Genomic DNA, 21,579 nt, shown 5'->3' with positions numbered 1-21,579 from the left:
CCTTTTAAATTTTTCGAGTGACAGCAGCAAGTGTGATGACTGTGATTCCAATAGCACTGACAATTGCAGTCAATGTTAGTGTTTCAGAATATCCCACCATTGCACCGATGATTCCTGCTCCAAGATAAATGAATGGGTGAGCACCACTGGTAACAAAAGTATCTACCGCTACAACTTTTCCAAGGTCTTTTTCCGGAGAGAGGGTTTGCATAGCAGTAGCCCAACCAGTAAGCCAGGATGCTTCAACAATCCCAACAAACATTGCCCCCAGAATGACCATCCAAGCAAAGCCCCCCATACCCAATAAAAGCATTGCACTACAGAGAAATAAACCACAGATCACAGCAAGTCGTATTAGACGTTGGTGACCAGCAGTAAGTACTGTGATAACAGATCCAATACATGCACCAGCTCCCGAAGCTGCCAGACAAAACCCCCACATCGTATCGCTGAATCGATCACTGATTGCGTATGGAGCGATGACTAGGAAAATAGGGAAACACAACACATTCAGGATCAATGTCGCGATAAATCCGAGTAACAATACAGAGTTATCAGTAATGACTGTGATACCGTTGAATACCTCACGTATAGAGAATTTATCATCGGAACCACGAATCCCTATATCGGGTATCAGGGCAGTAAAAAGAGCTGCTGCGAAAAACGTAATACCATCAACCAGTATTCCCCATGCTGGTTCCCACAATATGATCATAACTCCTACTGTGGCAGGAAAGACTACTGCCACAAAGTTATCTATAAAATTCATAGCTCCATTTCCTGCCACTAAGGCTTGCTTAGGTAGCAAGTTTACAAGCAGAACTTGAGCGCATGGGCGAGAGACGCCAATGCCAATACCAAATATTAAATAGGCAAGTACTAATCCCCACCACGGAGCGTTTAACACAAGTAACATAGTTGCAGCAACTTGCGCCAACCCTCTGGCAGTATCTGTCGCAATGAGAATGTGTTTTGGTGACTTTCTGTCTGCTAGCAGACCTCCAGCGACAGCCCCAATGACCGTCCCTAATCCTACCGCAGCCATAACGACACCAAAAACCTCCCCACTAAGTTTGGCATGAATCAACGCAACAGGAAGGGCAGCTAAACAGACTGCATCACCAATCATTGACAAGCCTTGACCAATAAGCAATTTCCGGAATGATGAGGAGCGTAATGCCTCGGAATAAGACGATGCTCGTTCAGCGAATGAAGTCATTTGTTTCTCCGCAAATATAGATACGTCCATCTGGACAACATTCGGTAGTGAGCTTCTTCCCTCCACAGTAGATGTCAATGATACCGTCTGCAAGTACACTGACCATAAGTCGTTGCCCACAAAAATAAAGCATGAACCGATAGGAATCCCAGTCGGATGGTAACCGAGGGCGAAAATAGAGTCTTTTCTCTGCGACACGTAGCCCGGCTAAACCTTCAACAAGCCCTTGCCATGCACCCGCGTAAGCTGAAAGATGTAATCCATTGCTGTAATTTAATATAGGAGTGAAATCCAGATTATATCGACTTGCACGTGATATAAAATCGGCACAGACATCTATCTTACCTATATCTGCAGCAAGCACGGCATGAGGGCCATAACTGAGTGATGATTCATGAACAGTACGGGGCTCATAGAAGTTGAATGCTACTCGCTTGACTTCATCAGAGAAATCGTCAGGGAATAAAGACATAAGCAGAACAACATCAGCCTGTTTTATGATTTTGGATGTGAAATTTTGCAGTTTTTCGGCAGAATACCGTTCATGTTCATCTATGAACTGTGGCCCATGTTTTTTTTCGTTTCTTAACTCAGTATCTTGAAGAATTGCATACCCATCGAATTCCTCCGGAATGGAAACGCCATCAATAACCATCCAAGGAAGATAGACATTTTCACTAATTGTTTTCCAATTCTTGATCTCGTTTGCAGAAATCTCGGGGAAGCATTTGTAGCTAATTAGCGATAGTGCAAATTTCATGCACCATCTGAGAAGATAGTTTGTAAAAAAACTATTGTCGACATGATAATGATATTCATCAGGTCCCATTACAGAGTTAATGACATATGCCTGTTTTTTATCGGACCACTTAAATACAGATGCAGCAAATCTTGCACATTCTGCAACTATTTTATAACCACGAGCGTTCATATAAGCATCATCGTAGGTTACAGACCAGTATCTGTATAGGGAGTAACAGACATCTGCAGAAATGTGTAATACTTCATCGACACTCCACTCACGCACGATATCAGCATCAGGATAGGAAAGGACATAGTGAGGTCCGTTTTCAGCACCATGATCATTAGAAGCCTCTGGAAAACGCGCCCCAAAAAATCCTGTGGATTTTGCAAATTCAATCGCTTTTTCCATACTATGGTATCGGTAGTCAATGAATGCTTTTGCTACACGTGGGTCATTCCAAGCCCAAAATATACATTTATGAAGTTCAGTATCAAAAAAAGTCGCTCCTGAATGATAAGGGCTGGTCAACCCCCGAGCTGGTGAAATAAAACCTAACTCATGGTTATATGCACCAATACCATGCTGTAAAAGTTGGAAAAGTGCATATTTAATACCGAGTTCAATGGGTTTATAGGACGCATTGATTGTCACATCATGCTCTTCCCATAATTTGTCCCACCTTGCTTGATGCTCATTCTGGGAGGAGATGAAGTTAAATGGCTCCGGGGATATCTCAAGTCCCACACTGCAATCCTCTGAACGTACCTTCCAATGTATAAATAAAGGGTGATGTTCATTCTGGGAAAAATCGAAGGTTACGGATGTTGCACAACTCTGTCCCAGACATGACCATGTGCTTGCGTATCTGGCAGAAAATAATTGAACATCATAGTGCAATTTTTGTTCTGTGGTTGTGACTATAGCGCTAAAACCATTTTTATTGGAATAACATTGAGTAATATCATAATGACGAGCGACTAGCCAAGGAGCCGTACCGAGGTATTCATTACCTGCAGAAATATCAAGCCCGTAATCCAACCGTAATTTCCGTGGACCAATTTCAGTATTTAATTGACGTAATTCAATAACAGTTGAGACTTCAAGCTTATTGGGAACATCAATAAACTGCCTTATGATTAACTCGAATTCTCCTCCTCTTACGCACAAATATTCAGTGCTGGTCACAAATGCTGTATCGAGAGATAAAATAATTTTCGCGGCTCGGCCATTTTTGTGAATTGCTGGTTCACCAGTTTCGACATCATAAAGCCGGAGAATTTTTGGTGCTGGCAATGATACTATTTCACGTAAAACCCCAACACCTGATGTATATACCCTGTCCATAAGTAACTGAACCCGCTGAGCTCGTTCAGATGCTTTTGGTACGTGTGGTCGCAGTCCCATAAAACTATTAGCTAATGTTGTCACACATGAAATAAATGCTGACGAATCAGGGCCGACTTCAGATATATTTTCTTCTTTTCTTCCATAAGTGATGGTCAGCATCAAAGACTCCTTAATACATTGAAAGACCAATCTGTGTATTTCATATTCAGCACATTATGGTAGCAAGGATCTATAAGAACATTTGTGCTGTTAATAAACCAACCCGATTGCCATTTCTCACATATTTCCAAAACAGCATCCCGAATTGTATAAACAAATTGAAAACCCAGTTCATTTTGTACTAAACGAGAATCTAATCGGTAAGATCTTGTGTCATTAGAAGCTGTTGTAGCAATAGGTACATTGGTATTGAAATAACGATCAACAACATCTTTAACCTGCAATGCTATATCGCTCACAGTATGGTTTTCATAACCGACGTTAATGGCACGCCCGCTGACTGAACCAAGAGAATTACGTTGAACAAGTGTTGCATACAGGCGAGTTAAATCGCAAATATGGACATTAGGCCGGTATTGATTCCCGCCCAAAACGGTAATTTTTCCTTGTGAAAGTGCACTAGCAGTCAGAATATTTACGGTCAAATCTAAACGTTGTCTGGGAGACCAACCGCAAACTGTTGCTGCCCTCACTGCAATGGTTTCAAAATTTGGGCTCGTTAGACCGAAAAGAACCTCCTCGCCTGCTGATTTATATCGGTTATAGTCCGTGATAGGAACACAAGGCTGACTTTCGTCGACGATAGGTTGATCATTTATACCATAAACACTCGCTGATGATGCGTAGATAAAACGCCGACACCCCAGATTCTTGGCACTTGTCATGAGATGAGGAAGACAAGCAATATTTATAGATCGACTGACTTCCGGATCTGAGTTAAAACTAGGGTCATTTGCTACTGCAGCAAGGTGTACTACTGTTGTTACTCCCCGTAATGAATCTTCAACAATAGTTTTATCACGAATATCCCCCTTAACGAATTCCAGATGGGGATGTTCAAGAAATAAATTAAGTCCGTTAGGAAAGAATTGGGCATCCAATATTCTAACTTTATAGCCTGCAGCCAATAATTTAGGCACCAGTCGCGAACCTATATATCCTGCTCCACCAGTTACAAGAATTGTTTCATATTTAGTTTGCATATCATTTCCTTATATTGTTTCGATAATCGGAATAGCGATGTCATTGAGGGATGGAATAATAAAAGCGCGTTGGTCGGTAGCCATGGGCAGGAGTTCATTGCGATGTATCTGATAAGCTCGGATTCCAAGATTACAGGCTACGTCAATAGAATGTGGAGAATCATCAATCAGCGTGATCTCTTTTGGGATACGTTCTTCAATGAGAGACAAAAACAGCTCCTCTCGAGTCTGATCTTGTTTTTGCCTTACTATGCTTTGTTGATTGAGTGTTATGCTTTCCTTACGTAGCATATCGTCGAATAGGGAAGATGCATTTTGTGAGGCCGTATAAAATTTAACCTCCTGAGACGACGATTCTACTCGCTTTAAAAGTCGTACTGCGTCATCGAAAAGTCGGGTGTATACAGAAAGCCTAAGAAATTCAGCCTGTTTGATTTCCGCAAGCATACTTATGTTGCCATTGTTTAATCTATCCAGACCCGAAAGCAATCCAGCCTTTTTTAAATCCAAAAGGCTGGAAGCACCTTCTAATCGAGGTCGTCCTGCGATATTGGCAAGATATTCTTCATGAGTAAGCTCCGTTAGCCCGAACTGATGAGCAGCGTTACACCAAGCTTCGTAGTGCGGAGTATCAATGAGTGTCCCGTCGAGATCAATCAATAGAAGTGTTTGCATTTTTGCTCCACTATTTTTAAGAGTTTTACATACTCTTGCTCATAATTATGTTTGCGATCCGAGAAGTTGAATCCATTACCTTTCCATCAGTGAAAGCCATGCGTCCTCCATGGCTTTCAACAAATATTCGTTCTGCATTCAGTCTTAAATCTGTACTAGTACCGTAATCCGCACCTTTAAAAAACACATGAGGACGAAGAGCGGAGAGGATATGTTCGGCAGTAGGTGAATCGCTCACTATTACATGATGGCAGTAGCGAATCGATGCCATAAATTTGGCACGATGATAATCGGAAAAAATGGGACGCTCAGAACCTTTGTTGACATACTTATCAGCGGTAATTGACACAAAAAGACGATCAATCAGTAAATTGGCTTGTCGTAAATGGTGTATGTGACCAATATGGACGATATCAAAACATCCGTGACACAATCCAATTGTCAGGCCATCTTTTCGATAGCTCTCAGCAAGAGCTTTTAACTCGGTGACGCTGTTCAAAACGGTCATGTCAATGCCTCCTATGAAATAAGATATTTTGCCATTATGTTTAGGTGTTCAGATTTCCCCCAATAATCTGGTACTTGCCCGACTATTTGGAATCCATTACGAAGATGAAAGAGATATGCAGCACGCTCTTTGTCAATGTTACCAATATCTAGACACAGGTATTTTTTCCTGAGACTTAATGCAAATGCCTCAATTTCGCTATAGAGCAACGAAGCAACACCGTATCGACGATAACTTTGATCAACAACCAACCAGTCAGCCCAAAGAACATACTTTGATGGTATTGCTCCCAAACTACACCCCATTGTCCCGATAACCTCCTCACCCTCAGTTGCAACAAACCGAATCTCCTCTTGATGCGGGTTTTCCAATTCACGTATGAATTGAATACTCGCAGATTGGGTTAGATCATCCTCTGAACCAATTTGTGCTATGAGTTTAAGAACCGCTTCCATATCAGAGATATTAAAACGTCGAATAAGAATTGCGCGCGCGCTTTTAATTGTCATGGTATTCCAGCCTAATCAGAGCAGAATCCAACCGATCACATGCGCTATCGATCATTTCGGTAGTATGCAAAGCAGATAACGTCACGGGCTCTGGGCAATATGTTAGAGGTAATAGAAATCCGTATAACTTATATTCTGTTGACAACAAGCGGAATAATTTATGTGCGAATTTCACAGGGTAGGTATTTTCTATATCTTTCATTGTTTTTGGGCGCACTGAAGACCCAATATGAACCCCAACTCTTCCGCCATAACCATCAATATGACAAGGAATATTGTGTTGCTTAAAAATTTCTCTCATATTTTTTATGAGTTGGCTTTCTAAATTTGCAACATGTTGATAGAGGATGCCATCTTCTAAGTGCTCGAGAACTGCCAAAGCAGCAGAAACCGACAGATATCTTCCCGTATTTGTGCCACTTATCTGTACAGGCCCACGCGGAGCGATCATGTCCATATATTCAGCTTTACCAGCAATTCCAGCTATCGACATTCCAGCACCAAATGCCTTACCATAAGTCGCTATATCCGGAATGACACCATAGTCTTTTTGAGCACCACCAATATTTGCCCTAAATCCTGTTAACACCTCGTCAAATATAAGTAACGCTTTATGTTTTGTCGCAAGTGCACGCAGGTTTTGCAGAAATCCCTCATCTGGTTTGATACAACCGATATTCAGAGCCACCGGTTCCAGAATGATGCCAGCCACATCACCAGAATATGTTTCAAATGCTTTCTGCACTGCATTTAGGTCATTCCATGGCAATGGCACAGTTAATTGACCTAATTCGGCAGGAATACCGGTAGTACCTTCAAGACGTTCTAGCTCACCATTTGCAAAAACAACGCCACTTCGTGGAGAGGAATCTATATTCCATGTAAGAGTGTCATTTAAGCCATGAAAGTGGCCTTCAAATTTAAAAATAATGCGTTTACCTGTTGCGGCTCGAGCTATTCGAGTTGCATACATAGTGGCTTCTAGCCCTGAATTTACAAGACGTAATTTTTCTGCGCACGGTACCACAGCGCAGAAGCGTTCACTCAACAATTGATGTTTTTCAGTTTCATATTGTTGAAGAAAACCACGTGATAGTGCATGAGTAATAGCCTTTCGTATAACAGAGCTATCATGACCAAGAAAACATGAACCCCATCCCATGATATAATCATCGCACCATTCACCCGATAATAGCTGTATCCTAGGACCAGAAGCATTGCGAATTTGTATTGGTCCGATAACAGACAAATGGTTCCAACCAGCCAATACGTTACCTACACGTGTTTCGTTAATTCTTGTCATCATAATTCCTCATAAATACTCCTGAATAAACTATTCAAAATAGAGATCTCATGTAATTAAATAAGGCTTCATAATTATGAAGCTCTTCTTTCCAACGCTAATGGAAGTAAATTAATTAGCTACTATTTCAGTATGCTATTTAATAATTCTAATTTACTACTTGGTTCACTACTTTAGCTCCAATTTCTATTCACTTATGGATGAACATGGTTTCTTTAAAAAACAGCAAGTATTAATATAATAACCTCAAAGGAATAAATAAGTTTTCATAATTATGCTCCATCTCCAACCAGCCCTTGTGTACTAAGACATGCAGTCTTTTCATCCAAGCAGTCCGTAGAATCAGTGAGATAGGCTACAGAACCAACATTGCTTAAAAATAAAACAAAAGGCATAGGTGTATCGGTATTATGGAAAGCTATTTATGTCACCAGGTTCACTCATGCCTCTTTCCAGTTTTAGAATTTCTTTCAGATTATTGTTAAATTTCAGATCAAATTTGTCCATAATGAATTCCTTAAATTTTAGTAAGTTTATTTTGGCAATCACGCCAATTTTTGATCATCTGTAATAAATGAGCAATCTTAAAGAGACCATAAACTCCGCTTCACAGCTAACAGTTATTTAGAGAAAAATTACTTTCAAAACAACCACGCTACCGCCAATTTATATGCGTGAATGCAATATAAATATAACACTTATCACAAGTTTATTTTTTTACCTTTAATTTAAATCAAAGTCAAACTCAAATAAATATGAACTGTTTTTTTGAGATAAAGATCAAAGATAATTTAAATAAGTGAATATTATTTAATGTTAATTACGAGTTCTATTATTTATTTTTCACAAAAACATGCTACATCAGTAAATTAATTTGATATTTTCCCTATTAGTCATAAATAAAGAAACATTTTCTCGAAAAAATAAATAATTTAACATTCTACGCCAAACAACTTACGAGAACCTCTAAATACTTCCCTTAATCGCGAAATTGAGTAAAATACAAACAATGTCGTTCCTGACAAGGTAACCTCATCATGATGATTCGCTCTTCTCAGCAAAAATATCCTAGTGCAGGTAATTTACCTAAGCGCTATGCTTACTTATTGGAAACATTAAGCATGTTTGAATTACCAGCGAAGCTTCCTGACAGAAAATATCCGAGAGTAATGAGGCGTAAACCGCAAAAATACCCGGTAAAAAGAGAGGCCAGTCAGCTTAACTGACTGGCATTAGGACAAATAGCCCGTTTTTATCTTACTTTAAATAATATCGGCTGACTTGCTGCGCTTTCAGCCAATGATTGACTTTATCATATTCAGCCTGCATCTCACGGCTACGTATTTTCAGTGGTGTGAGATTGAAATAGATCTGGAACGTTGACTGCTGCTTATTCTGTAATGTGGGATCAGCGCCTGACTTCAACAATATCAACGCCAGTTCCGGTGAATTAATTTTAGCTGCAATATGTAACGGAGTATCCCCAACCCGATTAGCCAAGTTGGGGTTAGCTCCTGCTATCAGCAGTAATTTAACCTGAATCTTTCTCCCTACCTGAACCGCAGCATGTAAAGGTGTTGCTAAAGTGACAGGATGAATAATATTCACATCAGGCGAGAATGATAATAAAGATTTGAGATAATCAGGATTGCTGATTTTTGCAGCCGTATGTAAAGCACTTTCTTGTTGTAAACCCGGTTGAGCAGGATCAGCTCCCTCTTTCAGCAAAGTATTAATATCATTCATTCGCTGATTGAATATCGCCCATTGCAACGGATTTATATTTTCTACATCCTGCTGAAAATTCAGTTCAGATTCAAACTCAACGACTTCACAGATTTTCATAATATCCCTTTGCAATTATGCAGAAACGATTATATTTGGTTCGTTAAGTATCACCAAAGACTCCTCTTGTTGTTCATTATTTAAAGATATCCAAGGTTTATATATCGTTAATAATTCCAACACCTTCTTAAGAGAATGTGCATTGAATCCACGCATCAGAGAAGGAAACCATTTGTTCGATTCGCCCCAATCACCATTATATTTCAGTAAAATTTTATGTCCTATCGGCTGAGACACTGGCAGTTTCTGTTGTAATGAATCAAGCACGTCATATTCCACAACATAATGCCGTATCAATCCATTCTCAGCTCTATTTCTGCCCTCTTGTGGTGAAAGCCCCAGATTTTTCATCATACTGTCGGAAACACCAGCTGAATTAAATATCACCGCAGGCTTTCCAACTGATAATGCCGCTGTTGCCGCTAATCCTCCCCCCAAAGAATGCCCAGTAAATAACATATTTTCCCCAAACGTCATTCTGGCAGTACGGGCTAAATCAACAGCCTGATGGTATTGCGCTTCATCAAACCCAAAACCTTGCCGTAAGTTAGTCAATATATCTTTCAAATCGTTAGTACCCGCAAAAGCAACGATATGGAGATCACCATTACGATAAATACCTGCCTGAAAACCCGTTGTTTCATTTCTCAAATTTGCAGGTTCTATCCCTGCATTTAATAACTCGCTATCAGAAAGACGGACATAATCACCAATTCCCATAGTGGTTCTTATATAGACATCATCAGAAATCAAAGCCAACATATAATCAATTTCATGAGATTGTTTACCATTAATCTGTTCCGCTTTAATTCCTGTCATTGATTTTAAATTGATGTTAATACTCTGTTCATTAACTAACGATTGATAAATTCTATTGTTATTTTTAGTCGTTTCTGAGAGAGAAGAGACTTCAGTGGCCGCTTTCTTAATATTCTCGGTTGGAACAGAAGGTGATGTAACAAGCTGAAGATTATTTAAAACAGGAAAATCTGAACCTATTGATAGATTGATACCAATTGATAAACTCATAAAATTCCCTAACGATAGTTGAAAATAATTAGCTATTTAATTGGTGCAATTAATCTATCGGCAGGAAACAACATAAGGTTGAATAAATGTTTAAATTTTGTTAATAAAAATAATGAATTGTGATTTCCATCTCTGATATTAGCGCAATTTCTACCTAGTATTTATCAGCAACTTGGATACCAGTCATCATTTCTATCTCCACATTCATGCAACAAACCAAATCATCAAGAACATCATCCTGGTTATTTGGTCAAACCAATATCTCTGATGCTTGTATACCAACACGAATGAGGATACCTATTGATTCAGCTCAGTTAATTTCATATAGTTACTATAAATATATTGTAACCTTATGGTTTAAATAAATATTTATACCCAATTACAGAGAAATTATTTTAATAAATTTTCAAAAACACGTTACGATATTGAAATATTTATCAAAAATTTCGTTTTAGTGTTCATTAAAGGTTTCCCTCTGATTTTGGAATCGGTAAGCTAACGTCCATCTGGTAATTATATAAAAAGGATTTGCTATGTCCGCATCTCTCACATGGCACGACGTGATCGGTAACGAGAAAAAACAACCTTACTTTCTCGACACACTGGCTTATGTCGCAAAAGAACGTCAGGCAGGTAAAACCATTTATCCGCCGCAACAGGATGTATTTAATGCATTCCGCTACACCGAATTGGCTGACATTAAGGTTGTGATACTTGGGCAAGACCCTTACCACGGCCCTAATCAGGCACATGGCCTCTCTTTCTCAGTTCAACCTGGTATTCCTGCGCCACCTTCACTGGTCAATATGTACAAAGAGCTGGTATCCGATATACCCGGTTTCCAAAACCCAAATCACGGCTGCCTCATCAGTTGGGCCAAACAAGGGGTGCTCCTGCTCAATACCGTATTAACCGTAGAACGTGGTAACGCTCACTCTCACGCAAATCTGGGCTGGGAAACTTTCACTGATAAAGTCATTGCCGCGATTAACGAGCACCGCTCAGGCGTAGTTTTTCTTCTTTGGGGATCTCACGCCCAGAAAAAAGGCAACTTTATTGATACCAATAAACACCATGTTCTCAAAGCACCTCATCCATCTCCGCTGTCTGCCCACAGAGGATTCTTTGGCTGTAAACACTTTTCAAAAGCCAATGAATTGCTGGAAAAACAAGGAATGGTGCCAATTAACTGGACACCTGAGTTGCCACAGTAAAAAAATGCCGCCCCGGTTGGAGCGGCATTAATTATCTACACTGAGCTAAAATTACTTTGATACGGCTACCATTGCCGGACGCAATAAACGGCTATTTAAGGTATACCCTTTCTGCATGACCATCATGACATGATTCGGCTCATGCTGATCGGATTCCATCATGGTCATAGCCTGATGAACTTCAGGATTAAAAGGAATATCAGTGTCGCCGACAACTTCAATACCAAATTTACCAACAGCCCCCAGGAAGGATTTCAACGTCAGTTCAATACCTTCAATCATTGGCGCTATTTCGGTATTGGTGCGATCTGCTGCCTCCAGAGCACGCTCAAGATTGTCAATCACCGGCAACAGTTCATTAGCAAATCTTTCCAGCGCGAATTTATGGGCTTTTTCTATATCTTGCTCAGTACGACGACGGATATTTTCAACTTCAGCTTTAGCACGCAAAATGGCGTCACGTTCACGCTGTTGTGCCTGTCTGAGCTGTTCTTCCAGCTCTGCGACTCGTGGCTCAACAACACTTTCAGTCTCTGATGCTTCTGCTTTATCCGCACTGCTTTGCTGTTCAGATACAACTTCCATATCTTCCGAGACTTGCTCGTCAGGCATTTTTTGTTCTTTACTACTCATGAATATCTCCGCGTATTTGGCATTAATCTCGCTACTTAGCTTATTATGGGGATCTAAACTGGGGATTCAAGGGAACCCGTCATATTGTGAGGACAAAACCTCTTGCTGAAGGAAATTACAACGATGAATAAAAAATTCAAATGCATTGGTATTGTTGGTCATCCTCGTCACCCAGAAGCACTCGCCACTCATGAGATGCTTTATCATTGGTTAAAATCCAAAGGTTACTGCGTCATTGTTGATCGCCAGGTAGCCAAAGATATTGGTTTAAAAGATGCACAGACCGGCGGCCTGACTGAAATTGGTAAACAAGCTGATTTAGCCGTCGTTGTTGGTGGCGACGGCAATATGCTGGGGGCTGCCCGGGTTCTTTCCCGTTATGACATTAAAGTCATTGGGATTAACAGAGGTAATCTGGGTTTTCTGACGGATTTAGATCCTGATAATGCTCTGCAACAACTTTCTGAAGTACTGGATGGCGAATACCGGAATGAACAACGTTTCTTGCTGGAAGCACAGGTCAGAAGAAACGGCCAGAAACCCCGTATCAGTACCGCAATCAACGAAGTCGTTCTCCATCCTGGGAAAGTGGCTCACATGATTGAATTCGAAGTTTATATTGATGAACGTTTTGCTTTTTCCCAACGCTCTGACGGATTGATTATCGCAACACCAACGGGTTCAACTGCTTACTCACTTTCCGCCGGGGGGCCGATTCTAACACCTAACCTGGATGCTATCGTTCTGGTGCCGATGTTCCCGCATACATTATCTGCCCGCCCATTGGTTATCAGTAGCGAAAGCAGTATCAGACTGAAATTTTCCCAAAACAGCAACGATTATGAAGTCAGTTGCGATAGCCAAATAGTTCTGCCTATACAGGATGGCGAGGATGTTATTATTAGCCGCAGCAAACAGAAGCTCAATCTCATTCACCCTAAAGATTATAATTACTTCAATACATTAAGCACAAAACTAAGCTGGTCTAAAAAAATGTTCTAAAAAAACAGGCTTCACTACTTTACTGTATAAAAAACCAGTTTATACTGTATGAAAATACAGGGGTGTTTTTATACACAGGAGAGACATGATGCTCACCCAGTTAACTATTAGCAACTTTGCCATTGTTCGTGAGCTTGAAATTGATTTCCGGTCAGGTATGACAGCCATCACGGGTGAAACCGGCGCCGGTAAATCCATCGCAATTGATGCATTAGGCTTATGTCTGGGCAATCGCGGTGAGACCAACATGGTACGTAACGGCGCTTCCCGTGCTGATATTTGCGCCCATTTTTCTCTTTCTGATGCACCTTCTGCCCGTCAATGGCTGGAAGAACATCAACTTGATGACAGTAATGAATGCTTATTGCGCCGTACCATAACTTTAGATGGCCGCTCAAGAGGCTTTATCAATGGTACAGCTGTACCACTTTCGCAATTACGTGAACTGGGTGCTCACCTTATTCAGATTCACGGCCAGCACGCCCACCAATTACTCTTGGAGAGTGGTCACCAAAAACGCCTGCTCGATACTTACGCTAATCAGTTCAATCTGCAAAATGAGATGAAACAGGCCTATCAGAAATGGCACCAAAGCTGTCAGGATCTGGCACAATTCCAGCAACAGGCTCTTGAGCGCCAATCTCGTCAACAATTACTGGAATATCACCTGAAAGAGCTAAATGAATTAGCCCCACAGCCAGGTGAATATCAAGAGCAAGATAATGAATACAAACGGCTGGCAAACCGTGGTCAGCTCCTATCGGTTAGTCAGAATGCCCTCCAGCTACTGAGTGATAATGATGAGCAAAATATTATCAGTCTGTTGAATTACGCTAAACACGAACTGGCAGAACTCATCACAATGGATGATAAATTCGGTAACCTGCTGACTATGCTGGAAGAAGCATCCATCCAAATTAATGAAGTCAGCGACGAACTCCGCCACTATGGTGATCAACTGGATATGGATCCAAATCGCCTGTTTGAACTGGAGCAGAAAATTTCGCAGCAAATCAGAGTAGCCCGTAAACACCATGTTGTACCGGAAGAGCTTCCCTCACTACATCAACAATTACAGGAAGAACAGCAACTGCTGGCACAACAAGAAGATGATTGTGCTCATCTCTGCGAGCAGGTTAACAGACACCATAAACAAGCATTAAGAGTAGCAGAAAGGCTACATCTGGTTCGCCAGCAATACGCTAAAGAGTTAAGTGAGCTAATTACTAACAGTATGCATCAGCTTTCCATGCCTCATGGTCGCTTGACCGTTGATGTCTCTTTTGCGCCTGAACACTTAAATGCTGATGGCGCAGATAAAGTTGAATTTAATGTCACCACTAACCCTGGTCAGCCACACCAATCACTGGCAAAAGTCGCCTCAGGTGGTGAGCTTTCCCGTATTGCACTGGCAATTCAGGTTATAACGGCTAAGAAAATGGAAACCTCAGCCCTGATATTCGACGAAGTGGACGTGGGTATCAGTGGCCCAACAGCCGCAATTGTCGGTCGTCTGTTACGTGAATTAGGCGAATCCACACAGGTCATGTGCGTCACTCACCTGCCCCAGGTAGCCGGTTGCGGTCACCAGCATTTTTATGTCAGTAAACAGACCGATGGTGAAGAAACTGAAACTCAAATGCAATTACTGGACAAAAAAGCCAGATTACAAGAGCTGGCGCGGCTTCTTGCAGGCAATGAAGTCACAAAAAATACCCTGGCGAACGCAAAAGAGCTGCTGGCAGCATAATATGACACAACTTTTACGGATATTTAGGGTCATAGCTAAAACTTGTAGAGGTTTTCAATCTCGTCAAGGTCTATTATTATCAACACCCTGACTCCTAAAGGAATGTAATTACCATGCGCTGTAAAATGTTGACTGCCGCTGCTGTATCATTCGTTATGCTGATTGCGGGTTGCTCTACGTTGGAACGGGTTGTTTATCGCCCTGACATTAATCAGGGGAACTATCTGACACCTGCTAATGTATCAAAAATCCACAAGGGGATGACCCAGCAACAGGTAGCCTATACATTAGGAACACCCATGTTACAGGACCCGTTTAGTACTCAAACATGGTTTTATGTGTTTCGTCAGCAACCTGGGCATGAAAAAGTGACTCAGCAAACCCTAACACTGACGTTTGACAGTAAAGGTGTACTGACTGACATTAAAAACGAAAACTCATTTACTGAGAATCTTCAATAATCAAAGAGATATAGACAGCGAGTCATAAAAGCAGATGACTGGCTGTCTATTGACAAATTATTGAGCATTGTTTTTAGCCCGTTCAGCACGCTTACGACGCATTTCTTTTGGATCGGCTAACAATGGACGATAAATTTCCACCCTATCACCCTCTTCCAAAATATCCGTCAGCTTGGCGGGACGGCTATAAATTCCAACTTTGTTTTTTTGCAGATCAATATCATTACGCAAAGTCAGCAAACCTGACGCAACTATCGCCTGCTCAACATTCGCACCTTGGGACAATTTCACAGTACGCAGATATTGGCGGTCAGGCAATGCATAAACAACTTCGATATTGATATCAGGCACTATAAACCTCGCGTGCACGTAGAGTAAAAGCCTGTATCATACTTCCGGCCAACTCCTTAAAAATCTTGCCGAAAGCTAATTCAATCAGCTTATTAGTGAATTCAAAATCAAGGTGAAGCTCAACTTTACAGGCATCTTCACTCAGAGGTATGAACTGCCAACCTCCCATCAACTTACGAAAAGGCCCATCCACCAGTTGCATATTAATGCTTTGGTTATCAGCCAGGATATTCCGGGTAACAAAAGTCTTACTTATACCCGCTTTGGAAACATCGACTGAAGCAGTCATCTCATGACGGCTGATACTCAACACACGGCTGCCGACACACCCCGGAAGAAAATCCGGATAAGAACTCACATCATTGACCAATTTGTACATTTGTTCCACGCTGTACGGTACTAACGCAGAGCGACTAATCTGTGGCATATCATTTCCTGTAAGGCTCAATTGTGGCAAATAATATCACCTATACGTGATTAAAGAAAAACCTGTCAGCGTATAATGCAATAAATACTCATTAATCAGCAAATATGCTGCGGGAAAAGATTTCTTTCATCAAAGCATTCAGTATAATGCATACACTATGACAAAGAAAAAAGCACACAAACCCGGTTCGGCAACCATTGCCATGAATAGACGAGCCCGTCACGAATACTTCATTGAAGAAGAATTTGAGGCTGGCCTCTCGTTACAAGGATGGGAAGTCAAATCACTGCGCGCTGGTAAAGCAAATATCAGCGACAGTTACGTTTTACTCAAAGATGGCGACGCTTATCTTTTTGGTGCCACCATCACTCCGTTAAATGTAGCTTCTTCCCATGTCGTCTGTGATCCTATGCGTTCACGCAAACTCTTACTTAATCAGCGCGAACTTGACTCATTATATGGTCGAGTCAATCGTGAAGGTTATACCGTTGTTGCCTTATCTCTCTATTGGAAAAACGCCTGGTGCAAAGTCAAAATTGGCGTAGCAAAAGGCAAGAAGGCGCACGATAAACGTTCAGATATCAAAGAACGTGAATGGAAATTAGACAAAGCACGTATTATGAAGAATGCCGGACGATAATCTCTGGCATTATAGTTTAATATTCTGATATACTTGTTTTTAACATACTTGGGGCTGATTCTGGATTCGACGGGATTCGCGAAACCCAAGGTGCATGCCGAGGGGCGGTTGGCCTCGTAAAAAGCCGCAAAAAAATAGTCGCAAACGACGAACAATACGCAATAGCAGCTTAATAACCTGCATATAGCCCTCTCTCCCTAGCCTCCGCTCTTAGGACGGGGATCAAGAGAGGTCAAACCCAAAAGAGATCGCGTGGATGCCTTGCCTGGGGTTGAAGCGTTAAATCTAATCAGGCTAGTTTGTTAGTGGCGTGTCTGTCCGCAGCTGGCAAGCGAATGTAAAGATTAGACTAAGCATGTAGTACCGAGGATGTAGGAATTTCGGACGCGGGTTCAACTCCCGCCAGCTCCACCAAAATTCTCCATCGGTGATTACCAGAGTCATCCGATGAAGTCCTGAAAGCCCGCACAGCACAAGCCCTGCGGGCTTTTTTATGCCTCCAGTTTGTCCCGTGAAGTCCGAAACCCACTAATTAAATCCGAACCTTTTAGGCACCTCATAAAGCATTATTGTTTTTGAAGTGCCTAAAACTATGGAAACCCGGCAATGGCAAGACAAACCAAACCTCTATCCGTTAAAGAAATCGAATCCGCCAAGTCTAAGGAAACGGACTACGTTCTCTATGATGGTGATGGCCTTGAGTTACTCATCAAATCCAGCGGCAGCAAAATCTGGCAGTTTCGCTACATTCGCCCTGTTACCAAAAAGCGTGCGAAGAAGAGTATTGGCCCCTACCCGTCAATTACCCTTGCCGATGCCAGAAACCACCGGGCAGAGTCTCGCTCTCTCCTGGCGAAACAAATCGATCCTCAGGAGCATCAGCAAGAACAACTGCGCAGTTCGCTTGAAGCCAAAACCAATACTTTCCAACTCGTCGCTGAACGTTGGTGGAATGTGAAGAAAGCCAGTGTGACAGAAGGCTACGCAGATGATATCTGGCGCTCTCTAGAGAGAGATGTCTTTCCTGCGATTGGCGACGTCAGCGTTACAGATATTAAAGCTCATACACTGGTTCAGGCCGTTCAACCTGTCCAGGCCAGAGGAGCTCTTGAAACCGTCCGTCGACTTTGCCAACGTATCAATGAAGTCATGATATATGCCCAGAACACGGGTCTGATCGATGCTGTTCCAAGTGTTAATATTGGCAAAGCCTTCGAAAAACCGCAGAAGAAGAACATGCCCAGCATTCGTCCGGATCAATTGCCTCAGTTGATGCAAACGATGCGGACAGCCAGCATCAGCCAGTCAACACGGTGCCTGTTCATGTGGCAACTTCTTACTATTACCCGCCCTGCCGAAGCGGCTGAGGCTCGCTGGGATGAAGTGGATCTGGAAGCGCGAGAATGGAAAATCCCCGCATCACGGATGAAAATGAACCGTGACCATACTGTTCCATTGTCAGATCAAGCAATGGCCGTTTTAGAAACGATGAAACCGCTAAGCGTAAATCGAGAGTTTGTCTTTCCCAGTCGTATCAAACCGACTCAATCAATGAACAGTCAAACCGTTAATGCATCACTAAAACGCGCAGGTTTTGGTGGCGTCCTTGTTTCACATGGTCTGCGATCTATTGCCAGTACGGCCCTTAATGAACAAGGCTTTCCGCCTGATGTCATTGAAGCAGCACTGGCACATGTGGATAAGAATGAGGTTCGTCGTGCTTATAATCGTAGCGATTACCTCGAACAGCGTCGTCCGATGATGCAGTGGTGGGGTGATTTTGTTATGGCAGCGGACCGTGGGAGCATTATTCAAGACGGGGTTAGGGGAATAAGACTTGTTGGATGACATAGATACAGGCGCCTAATATGGGCGCTTGTATTTTTAGTTCAAATTTAATATTACTACTACTCGCTGACTCTTTTTTTTCTGCTTACATTATTATCAAAAGCTTGTCTGACACTCTCAACATCTCTTGACCAAGATTTTAAGATAGTATCAGCTAAGGCATCCTGACTAGTAGTTGATAATCGGTATTTTTTACTTTGGTTATTAATTACAAAATTCGACTCTTCAACGAATTCCCATAAAGGGTCAATGAGGGCATTAACTGCCGCAGCTTTACTTTTCCAACCACCTGTTGGGGCAAACGTATTAATAAGATCTACTAGTTTGTTCTGAATGATGATGTAGACTTCAGCTTTGCTTTCTCCGCCCTTCTTTCCAACTTTAACTCTAGTGCGTGATAGTTCTTTTTGTTTATCAGCATAAACCTTGAACCAGACCATTCCGATACATTTATTAACTCAACAACCACCGACTAAAGTCGGTGGGTTAGTGATTAACGGACTGAAAGTCCGGATACGCATCGACTGAACGATGCGTCAATTATCCAGCCTGAAGTTATCATTCGGGTTTGGTTCAAAATGATGCTCCAGATAGGCCTTTATCATCTCTTCCGTTAATTGACCTACCGTCGCACAAAAATAGCCTCTGCCCCAAAAATGCTGACCCCAGTAACGATTTTTCAGGTGAGCAAACTCTTCAAACAACTTGTTCGCTGTCCTTCCCTTTATTCGCCTCATGATTTCTGAGGGCGCTAAGGTCGGAGGACAACTCACCAGTATGTGTACATGGTCTTTGCTCACGACTCCTTCTATTATCCTGATTTCAAACGCTTCACATGTCTGACGAACTCACTCTCGTACCCGTAGGCCAACTTCACCTATCAGAACTTTGTATCTGTATTTCGTTACCCACACGAAATGATACTCAATCTGAAATACCGTGTGGCTGCCATATCTGTAATCCATATTGCACCTCTCGTGCAATAGAGTATCGCAGCTAAAACTGACCGACTAAAGTCGGTGGTTTTAACCTTTCATATGGAAAAATAAACCAAACGAGATATTTAATGCCTCAAACGCAATGCGTTCATTATCCGACATTACCGACTGTCCCCATTGATACGCCATTGAGGCATAAATCAGATGTGCGACAAAGACGTCATCAATACGTACAGGCTCACGAATTAAAGGAAAGAAAGTCTCTCGATAAATACGATTTTTCAAGTCTCGCCAGCATTCCTGTATAGGGTCGTATAATTCAGTGTATTCATCTTTTGTCTGTAATGAACCATTGACTATATGATTTTTATATTCCTGGAGGTGAGGATCTGAGTACAGTTTTACACGCATCCCCACTTTCTTAGAATCCAGTATTGCTTCCTCATTCTGGCTAGCTCTTTTTGCATCACTGGGTAGCGAACATCCAGCACTTCAGCATATTCCTTCCACTCACAGTGTGACATCTCTTCAGAGAGTTCCTTGCTTTTTCGGCTAATTTCTTCACAAAACCCAGCAGAAGAAAAAATAAAATTGTTATATATCAATTTGTTACCCTCGTAAAAAATGTTTTTTTGGTACCCGGATTTTTTGTATAAAGATTTACCATTACTCTTCCGTAACCAAACTGAACTAATGAAAGGTAACTTAACATGAACACATCTAACGTCAGAATCCTTCGTTTGTCCGACGTCGTGAACAAAACTGGCATAGCCCGTTCAACCATCTATGATTGGCTAAATCCAAAATCTCCACGCTACGATGCAACTTTTCCAAAACGACGTCGCCTAGGTAAACAATCTATTGGCTGGCTGGAGGCAGAGTTAGACGAGTGGCTTTTACTTCGCAATCCAGTAGATTCGTGAGTCTTTTTAATCGCCATATCAATTTAACAAACTGATTTATAGGCAATAATAGTCTAGGACTTATACATTTCAAAACAGGATATTATCACCAAACTCTGTAGGTGTGATGCTTTCATCTGTTAATGAAAAATAATTATCAAGCAGCAATAAATCAGTAAACCTATTACTCAGCAAGCTCAAGAATCAATTAATGACACTACTAAGGAGTAAAGAGAGGAGAGGAGATCTTAAGCAAAAAATATTCAGGACAAATAATTTTTTAGTTATCAGACAGACCACTTTGCGAGTATGCCAATCACCGTTTCATCATTTTTTTGCGCATTCCTTCGAAGTTAGAAAAGTCTGGTGTGTCAAAAAATAATTAATGATACCGGTATCTTGCCTATGCGTTTTTTTGCTTACTTCGCTTGTGCGAACACGGATGGTGCTAGAGAAGTCAGACAGCACTTTACCTTTCAGGAAATCTGCGAATTTTTTACTGTTCCATCAGAAAATGTAGTTATTGAGATTGTTGATATTCAACAACCGTTTGCAGACCAACGCCTACTGAAGGAACTAATCAGGGAAAAAATGAACCGTGGCGACACAATTATAATTACGGACTTAAGCTGTCTCGGCAGAAATGTCACAGACATTGAGGAAGCATTATTTTTTTGTTTTCGTAAAGAGATAAATATCTACTGCTATCACCCTAATACGAGGATAGAACCAACAGAAGGATGCTGTATGTCATTTTTGATAACCGTTCAAAAAAAAGTAGATATTCACAATCTGAAATCAACCAGGAGCAGATACAGAAAAATGAAAAAACCACTAGGGAGAAAAAAAGGCAGTAAATATGAGATGAGCGTCTATAAACTTAAGCTAAAAGGACACACACAATTACAAACAGCTAAAATATTAGGAATCAGTATTTCAACAGTTAAACGTCACTGGAAAAATGGAATTATCGGTTAATTCAGCAAGCTAATTGCAGAGTAAGTTTTAAACAGTCATCACAGGCTGGGGCT

The 21,579-nt window shown here is 41.4% G+C and carries 22 protein-coding genes, 1 other RNA gene and 2 pseudogenes; 10 read left to right on the top strand and 15 right to left on the bottom strand.

The annotated features are described in order from the left end of the window. Positions 1–4: 4 nt before the first annotated feature. The 7 genes from PTE_RS02875 to PTE_RS02845 are packed head-to-tail and all read right to left on the bottom strand — an operon-like array spanning position 5 to position 7,511. On the bottom strand, positions 5–1,219 hold the full coding sequence (locus PTE_RS02875) for an MFS transporter (RefSeq protein WP_036843055.1): 1,215 nt from the start codon (positions 1,217–1,219) through the stop codon (positions 5–7). After that, on the bottom strand, positions 1,203–3,470 hold the full coding sequence (locus PTE_RS02870; protein WP_209435490.1) for a glycosyl hydrolase family 65 domain-containing protein: 2,268 nt from the start codon (positions 3,468–3,470) through the stop codon (positions 1,203–1,205). The genes PTE_RS02875 and PTE_RS02870 overlap by 17 nt, the downstream gene beginning before the upstream one ends. Continuing rightward, positions 3,470–4,513: an NAD-dependent epimerase/dehydratase family protein gene (locus tag PTE_RS02865; protein ID WP_036843053.1), complete on the bottom strand. Its 1,044-nt coding sequence runs from the start codon at positions 4,511–4,513 to the stop codon at positions 3,470–3,472. Before PTE_RS02865 ends, PTE_RS02870 begins: the two co-directional genes overlap by 1 nt. Before the next feature lie 9 nt (positions 4,514–4,522). Then, positions 4,523–5,188: an HAD family hydrolase gene (locus PTE_RS02860; protein ID WP_036843050.1), complete on the bottom strand. Its 666-nt coding sequence runs from the start codon at positions 5,186–5,188 to the stop codon at positions 4,523–4,525. A gap of 25 nt (positions 5,189–5,213) precedes the next feature. Then, the gene (locus PTE_RS22625; RefSeq protein ID WP_051477109.1) at positions 5,214–5,696 is read right to left on the bottom strand and encodes an adenylyltransferase/cytidyltransferase family protein; all 483 of its coding nucleotides are present in this window, start codon (positions 5,694–5,696) and stop codon (positions 5,214–5,216) included. An 11-nt stretch (positions 5,697–5,707) separates the two neighbouring features. Next, entirely contained in the window at positions 5,708–6,205 is a 498-nt protein-coding gene (locus PTE_RS02850; RefSeq protein WP_036843047.1) for a GNAT family N-acetyltransferase, read from the bottom strand. Then, complete coding sequence (locus tag PTE_RS02845) at positions 6,195–7,511, bottom strand: aspartate aminotransferase family protein (protein ID WP_081738135.1); 1,317 nt, start codon at positions 7,509–7,511, stop codon at positions 6,195–6,197. The genes PTE_RS02850 and PTE_RS02845 overlap by 11 nt, the downstream gene beginning before the upstream one ends. 1,034 nt (positions 7,512–8,545) lie before the next feature. On the opposite strand from PTE_RS02845, the gene PTE_RS02840 reads away from it, so the two are divergent. After that, the gene (locus PTE_RS02840) at positions 8,546–8,734 is read left to right on the top strand and encodes a hypothetical protein (RefSeq protein WP_036843044.1); all 189 of its coding nucleotides are present in this window, start codon (positions 8,546–8,548) and stop codon (positions 8,732–8,734) included. A gap of 31 nt (positions 8,735–8,765) precedes the next feature. Here PTE_RS02840 and PTE_RS02835 read toward each other — a convergent pair whose 3' ends face one another. Both PTE_RS02835 and PTE_RS02830 read right to left on the bottom strand, forming a co-directional pair. After that, positions 8,766–9,353, bottom strand: a complete 588-nt coding sequence (locus PTE_RS02835; RefSeq protein WP_036843041.1) for an ankyrin repeat domain-containing protein — start codon at positions 9,351–9,353, stop codon at positions 8,766–8,768. Positions 9,354–9,368: 15 nt separating this feature from the next. After that, entirely contained in the window at positions 9,369–10,382 is a 1,014-nt protein-coding gene (locus tag PTE_RS02830; protein WP_036843040.1) for a Tle-like phospholipase domain-containing protein, read from the bottom strand. 533 nt (positions 10,383–10,915) lie between these two features. Between PTE_RS02830 and ung the strand changes: the two genes are divergently transcribed. Continuing rightward, positions 10,916–11,596, top strand: coding sequence for a uracil-DNA glycosylase (ung, locus tag PTE_RS02825; RefSeq protein WP_036843035.1), 681 nt, complete (start codon positions 10,916–10,918; stop codon positions 11,594–11,596). Positions 11,597–11,647: 51 nt separating this feature from the next. Here ung and grpE read toward each other — a convergent pair whose 3' ends face one another. Then, entirely contained in the window at positions 11,648–12,229 is a 582-nt protein-coding gene (gene grpE / locus PTE_RS02820; protein ID WP_036843032.1) for a nucleotide exchange factor GrpE, read from the bottom strand. A gap of 123 nt (positions 12,230–12,352) precedes the next feature. On the opposite strand from grpE, the gene nadK reads away from it, so the two are divergent. The 3 genes from nadK (at position 12,353) to bamE (ending at position 15,442) form a co-directional block, all read left to right on the top strand. Next, complete coding sequence (gene nadK / locus PTE_RS02815; RefSeq protein ID WP_036843029.1) at positions 12,353–13,231, top strand: NAD(+) kinase; 879 nt, start codon at positions 12,353–12,355, stop codon at positions 13,229–13,231. Positions 13,232–13,319: 88 nt separating this feature from the next. Continuing rightward, positions 13,320–14,981: a DNA repair protein RecN gene (gene recN / locus PTE_RS02810; RefSeq protein ID WP_036843027.1), complete on the top strand. Its 1,662-nt coding sequence runs from the start codon at positions 13,320–13,322 to the stop codon at positions 14,979–14,981. A gap of 113 nt (positions 14,982–15,094) precedes the next feature. Then, a complete protein-coding gene (gene bamE, locus PTE_RS02805) occupies positions 15,095–15,442 on the top strand; it encodes an outer membrane protein assembly factor BamE (RefSeq protein WP_036843025.1) in 348 nt (115 codons plus the stop codon). A 57-nt stretch (positions 15,443–15,499) separates the two neighbouring features. On the opposite strand, the gene PTE_RS02800 is transcribed toward bamE, so the two are convergent. Together PTE_RS02800 and PTE_RS02795 are read right to left on the bottom strand one after the other, a co-directional pair. Next, a complete protein-coding gene (locus tag PTE_RS02800; RefSeq protein ID WP_036843023.1) occupies positions 15,500–15,793 on the bottom strand; it encodes an RnfH family protein in 294 nt (97 codons plus the stop codon). Then, entirely contained in the window at positions 15,786–16,220 is a 435-nt protein-coding gene (locus tag PTE_RS02795) for a type II toxin-antitoxin system RatA family toxin (protein WP_036843021.1), read from the bottom strand. The genes PTE_RS02800 and PTE_RS02795 overlap by 8 nt, the downstream gene beginning before the upstream one ends. A gap of 157 nt (positions 16,221–16,377) precedes the next feature. On the opposite strand from PTE_RS02795, the gene smpB reads away from it, so the two are divergent. From smpB to PTE_RS02785, 3 genes are all read left to right on the top strand, one after another. Further along, complete coding sequence (gene smpB, locus PTE_RS02790) at positions 16,378–16,860, top strand: SsrA-binding protein SmpB (RefSeq protein WP_015833415.1); 483 nt, start codon at positions 16,378–16,380, stop codon at positions 16,858–16,860. 50 nt (positions 16,861–16,910) lie between these two features. Further along, positions 16,911–17,274, top strand: a transfer-messenger RNA (tmRNA) gene (gene ssrA, locus PTE_RS23210). 192 nt (positions 17,275–17,466) lie between these two features. Beyond that, a complete protein-coding gene (locus PTE_RS02785; RefSeq protein WP_036843019.1) occupies positions 17,467–18,708 on the top strand; it encodes an integrase in 1,242 nt (413 codons plus the stop codon). Positions 18,709–18,767: 59 nt separating this feature from the next. Here PTE_RS02785 and PTE_RS02780 read toward each other — a convergent pair. From PTE_RS02780 to PTE_RS25925, 3 genes and pseudogenes are all read right to left on the bottom strand, one after another. Then, positions 18,768–19,163 (bottom strand): annotated as a pseudogene (locus PTE_RS02780) (hypothetical protein); the annotation flags it as partial. Positions 19,164–19,244: 81 nt separating this feature from the next. Then, a pseudogene (tnpA, locus tag PTE_RS02775) lies at positions 19,245–19,673 on the bottom strand (IS200/IS605 family transposase). Between the two features lie 60 nt (positions 19,674–19,733). Next, on the bottom strand, positions 19,734–20,057 hold the full coding sequence (locus PTE_RS25925; protein WP_051477106.1) for a hypothetical protein: 324 nt from the start codon (positions 20,055–20,057) through the stop codon (positions 19,734–19,736). Between the two features lie 299 nt (positions 20,058–20,356). Here PTE_RS25925 and PTE_RS23200 point away from each other — a divergent pair, with 299 nt between their 5' ends. Together PTE_RS23200 and PTE_RS26185 are read left to right on the top strand one after the other, a co-directional pair. Beyond that, positions 20,357–20,569: an AlpA family phage regulatory protein gene (locus tag PTE_RS23200; RefSeq protein ID WP_071992923.1), complete on the top strand. Its 213-nt coding sequence runs from the start codon at positions 20,357–20,359 to the stop codon at positions 20,567–20,569. 345 nt (positions 20,570–20,914) lie between these two features. Continuing rightward, a complete protein-coding gene (locus PTE_RS26185) occupies positions 20,915–21,526 on the top strand; it encodes a recombinase family protein (protein ID WP_131601397.1) in 612 nt (203 codons plus the stop codon). The last annotated feature ends 53 nt before the right edge of the window (positions 21,527–21,579 follow it).

This window comes from Photorhabdus khanii NC19 (assembly GCF_000517265.1).
In the GTDB taxonomy this organism is placed as follows: domain Bacteria; phylum Pseudomonadota; class Gammaproteobacteria; order Enterobacterales; family Enterobacteriaceae; genus Photorhabdus; species Photorhabdus khanii.
This window is presented reverse-complemented; position numbering and strand designations above follow the sequence as displayed.

Coding starts and splice junctions, on each gene's coding strand:
- PTE_RS02875 (WP_036843055.1), bottom strand. CDS start 1,219: ATGACTTCATTCGCTGAACGAGCATCGTCTTATTCCGAGGCATTACGC.
- PTE_RS02870 (WP_209435490.1), bottom strand. CDS start 3,470: ATGCTGACCATCACTTATGGAAGAAAAGAAGAAAATATATCTGAAGTC.
- PTE_RS02865 (WP_036843053.1), bottom strand. CDS start 4,513: ATGCAAACTAAATATGAAACAATTCTTGTAACTGGTGGAGCAGGATAT.
- PTE_RS02860 (WP_036843050.1), bottom strand. CDS start 5,188: ATGCAAACACTTCTATTGATTGATCTCGACGGGACACTCATTGATACT.
- PTE_RS22625 (WP_051477109.1), bottom strand. CDS start 5,696: ATGACCGTTTTGAACAGCGTCACCGAGTTAAAAGCTCTTGCTGAGAGC.
- PTE_RS02850 (WP_036843047.1), bottom strand. CDS start 6,205: ATGACAATTAAAAGCGCGCGCGCAATTCTTATTCGACGTTTTAATATC.
- PTE_RS02845 (WP_081738135.1), bottom strand. CDS start 7,511: ATGATGACAAGAATTAACGAAACACGTGTAGGTAACGTATTGGCTGGT.
- PTE_RS02840 (WP_036843044.1), top strand. CDS start 8,546: ATGATGATTCGCTCTTCTCAGCAAAAATATCCTAGTGCAGGTAATTTA.
- PTE_RS02835 (WP_036843041.1), bottom strand. CDS start 9,353: ATGAAAATCTGTGAAGTCGTTGAGTTTGAATCTGAACTGAATTTTCAG.
- PTE_RS02830 (WP_036843040.1), bottom strand. CDS start 10,382: ATGAGTTTATCAATTGGTATCAATCTATCAATAGGTTCAGATTTTCCT.
- ung (WP_036843035.1), top strand. CDS start 10,916: ATGTCCGCATCTCTCACATGGCACGACGTGATCGGTAACGAGAAAAAA.
- grpE (WP_036843032.1), bottom strand. CDS start 12,229: ATGAGTAGTAAAGAACAAAAAATGCCTGACGAGCAAGTCTCGGAAGAT.
- nadK (WP_036843029.1), top strand. CDS start 12,353: ATGAATAAAAAATTCAAATGCATTGGTATTGTTGGTCATCCTCGTCAC.
- recN (WP_036843027.1), top strand. CDS start 13,320: ATGCTCACCCAGTTAACTATTAGCAACTTTGCCATTGTTCGTGAGCTT.
- bamE (WP_036843025.1), top strand. CDS start 15,095: ATGCGCTGTAAAATGTTGACTGCCGCTGCTGTATCATTCGTTATGCTG.
- PTE_RS02795 (WP_036843021.1), bottom strand. CDS start 16,220: ATGCCACAGATTAGTCGCTCTGCGTTAGTACCGTACAGCGTGGAACAA.
- smpB (WP_015833415.1), top strand. CDS start 16,378: ATGACAAAGAAAAAAGCACACAAACCCGGTTCGGCAACCATTGCCATG.
- PTE_RS02785 (WP_036843019.1), top strand. CDS start 17,467: ATGGCAAGACAAACCAAACCTCTATCCGTTAAAGAAATCGAATCCGCC.
- PTE_RS25925 (WP_051477106.1), bottom strand. CDS start 20,057: ATGCGTGTAAAACTGTACTCAGATCCTCACCTCCAGGAATATAAAAAT.
- PTE_RS23200 (WP_071992923.1), top strand. CDS start 20,357: ATGAACACATCTAACGTCAGAATCCTTCGTTTGTCCGACGTCGTGAAC.